Below are 2527 nucleotides of genomic sequence, written 5' to 3' on the forward strand. Positions count from 1 at the left end.
GCGGCGCGTGGTGCGGTGCAGGAGGCGGGCGCCGGCCCAGGCCTCCATCTGCGCGAGGTAGCGCGTGACCATGGCGCGCGACATGTCCAGCGATTCGGCGGCGGCGGTCATGCTGCCGCGCTCGGCGATGCGCACAAAGACATCGGCGGCGGTGAGGCGGTCCATATTCGATCGATCGATGCAACAAAGCTTTGCATGGTAGGGGGTTTTTCGGCCGATCCAGGCAACCTACGATCCAGCCCATTCCTTCTTTCCTTTATCCAAACCCTCGCTGACCAGGAGCCCGCCATGTCCCGCACACCCCGATTCCTTCGCACCCTGATCGCCGGCGCCGCCAGCCTCGGTTTCGCCGCCGTGGCGCTGGCCGCCGGCCCGCTGCAGCTGCAGGTGTACAACCCCGGCACCAAGAGCCTGTTCCCCGTGTCGTCGGAGCTGATCACGGGCGAGACCGAAGCCGTGCTGATCGACGCGCAATTCCAGCGCGACGACGCCCAGGCGCTGGTGGAGAAAATCCACGCCAGCGGCAAGAAGCTGACCACGGTGTACATCAGCCACAAGGACCCCGACTTCTACTTCGGCCTGGACGTCATCCAAGCCGCCTTCCCCGCGGCCCGCATCGTCGCCACGCCGCAGACGGTGGCCGGCATCCAGGCCTCCAAGGACGGCAAGCTCGCCCACTGGGGCCCCATCCTCAAGGGCAACGCGCCCCAGGCCCTGGTGGTGCCCGAGCCGCTGCAGGGCGACACCATCACGCTGGAAGGCCAGGCCATCCAGGTGGTCGGCCTGAACGGCCCGACGCCCGGCCGCACGGTGGTGTGGATTCCTTCGCTGAAAGCCGTGGTGGGCGGCGTGCCGGTGGCCGCCAACATCCACGTCTGGATGGCCGACACGCAGACGCCCGAATCGCGCCGCGACTGGCTCGCCACGCTCGACCAGATCGACGCGCTGCAGCCGGAGGTCGTGGTGCCCGGCCACTTCGTGCCGGACGCCAGCGGCCGCGAGCCGCGCAGCACGGCCTCGGTGGCATTCACCCGCGGCTACGTGAAGGCCTTCGAGGAAGAAGCCGCCCGCGCCAAGGACTCGGCCGCGCTGGTCGCCGCCATGAAGAAGCGCTACCCGCAACTGGGCGAATCGTCTTCGCTGGAGCTGGGCGCCAAGGTCATCAAGGGCGAAATGAAATGGCCGCAGTGAACGCCGCCGCACCGTCTGCGGTGCTGCACTACGTCTTCGACCCGCTGTGCGGCTGGTGCTACGCCGCCGCGCCGCTGGTGCAAGCCGCGCGGCAGGTGCCGGGCCTGGCGATCGCGCTGCACGGCGGCGGCATGCTGGCCGGCCCCAACCGCATCGCCATCACGCCCCGGTGGCGCGACCACGTGGTGCCGCACGACCGGCGCATCGCCCAGCTCACCGGCCAGCCCTTCGGCGAGGCGTACTTCGAAGGCCTGCTGCGCGACCCGACGGCGGTGATGGATTCGGAGCCGCCGACCACCGCCATCCTGGCCGCTCAGGCCCTGGGCCAGCGGGGGCTGGACATGGCGCACCGCATCCAGCAGGCGCACTATGCGCAAGGCCGCCGCGTGGCGGACGCCGCGGTGCTGCAGGATCTGGCGGCCGAACTGGGCCTGGACGCCGAGGCGTTCCGCGCCGCCTTCGCGCAGTGGCAAGGCACGCCCACCCAGGCGCACTTCGCGGAAAGCCGCCAGTGGCTGGCCCGCGCGGGCGGCCAGGGCTTTCCCACCCTGGCGCTGGAGCAGCCCGGCGCGCCGCTGCAGACGCTGGACATCGGCCCCTGGCTCGGCCAGCCCGAGGACTGGAAGACCGTGCTGCGCCAGCACCTGGAGGCCGGGCGGGCCGCCATCGCGCCGGCCGGCAGTGCCCTGGCCTGTGGCCCGGACGGCTGCGCGATCTGATGGCGGGCGGGCATCCCCTGCCCTGCGGTTTTCAGCCGGGGAACACCGGCTCGCCCAGGTTGAGCATCAGCCGGTTGGCCCAGGCGAAGATCGCCACGGCGTGCACGGCGTCGAGGATTTCCAGGTCCGACAGGCCGGCCGCGCGCAGCGGCCGCACCTGATCTGCACCGAACGCGCCGGGCGCGCGCGTGAGGTCGATGCTGGCTTGCACGATGGCCTGCTCGCGCGCGGTGGTGCCCGCGCCCTGCGGATCGGTGAACACCTGCACGATCACGTCATTGCGCTTGGCCAGCTGCTCGAACCGCTGCGCATGCACCGAGGCGCAGTACACGCAGCCGTTCACGCGCGAGACCACGGCACTGGCCAGTTCGCGCTCGGCGCGCGACAGGCCGCCGGGCGCGTACATGATCGCGTTGAACACGATCGACCGCTCCTCCAGGATGCGCGGCTGGTGCACCAGCACGCGGTAGTAGTCGCTGGTCTTGGCCTTGGGGTGGCTGGCCTCGAGTACCGCCAGTTGCGCGGGCGAGGCCTGCGCCAGGTCCAGCACGGGCAGCCAGGCTTTCCACTCCAGCGTCTCGCTGGTGTAGCCGTTCACGCGCACGGGCTCGCCGGGC

The 2527-nt window shown here is 71.0% G+C and carries 3 protein-coding genes and 1 pseudogene; 2 read left to right on the plus strand and 2 right to left on the minus strand.

What is annotated here, in order from left to right; genetic code table 11:
- Positions 1 to 165: helix-turn-helix domain-containing protein (locus AC27IQ_RS22345; RefSeq protein ID WP_487090846.1), on the minus strand; the 165-nt coding region annotated here is incomplete at its 3' end.
- 123 nt (positions 166 to 288) lie between these two features.
- Between AC27IQ_RS22345 and AC27IQ_RS22350 the strand changes: the two are divergent.
- Both AC27IQ_RS22350 and AC27IQ_RS22355 read left to right on the plus strand, forming a co-directional pair.
- A pseudogene (locus AC27IQ_RS22350) lies at positions 289 to 1185 on the plus strand (MBL fold metallo-hydrolase); the annotation flags it as partial.
- Positions 1179 to 1910 (plus strand): DsbA family protein, encoded by a 732-nt coding sequence (locus AC27IQ_RS22355; RefSeq protein ID WP_487090844.1) that lies wholly within the window; start codon positions 1179 to 1181, stop codon positions 1908 to 1910. The pseudogene AC27IQ_RS22350 and the gene AC27IQ_RS22355, both read left to right, overlap by 7 nt.
- Positions 1911 to 1941: 31 nt before the next feature.
- Here AC27IQ_RS22355 and AC27IQ_RS22360 read toward each other — a convergent pair.
- On the minus strand, positions 1942 to 2527 hold a 586-nt coding region (locus tag AC27IQ_RS22360; protein WP_487090845.1), incomplete at its 5' end, for a peroxidase-related enzyme.

The organism is Acidovorax sp. KPB24-07, from assembly GCF_057543315.1.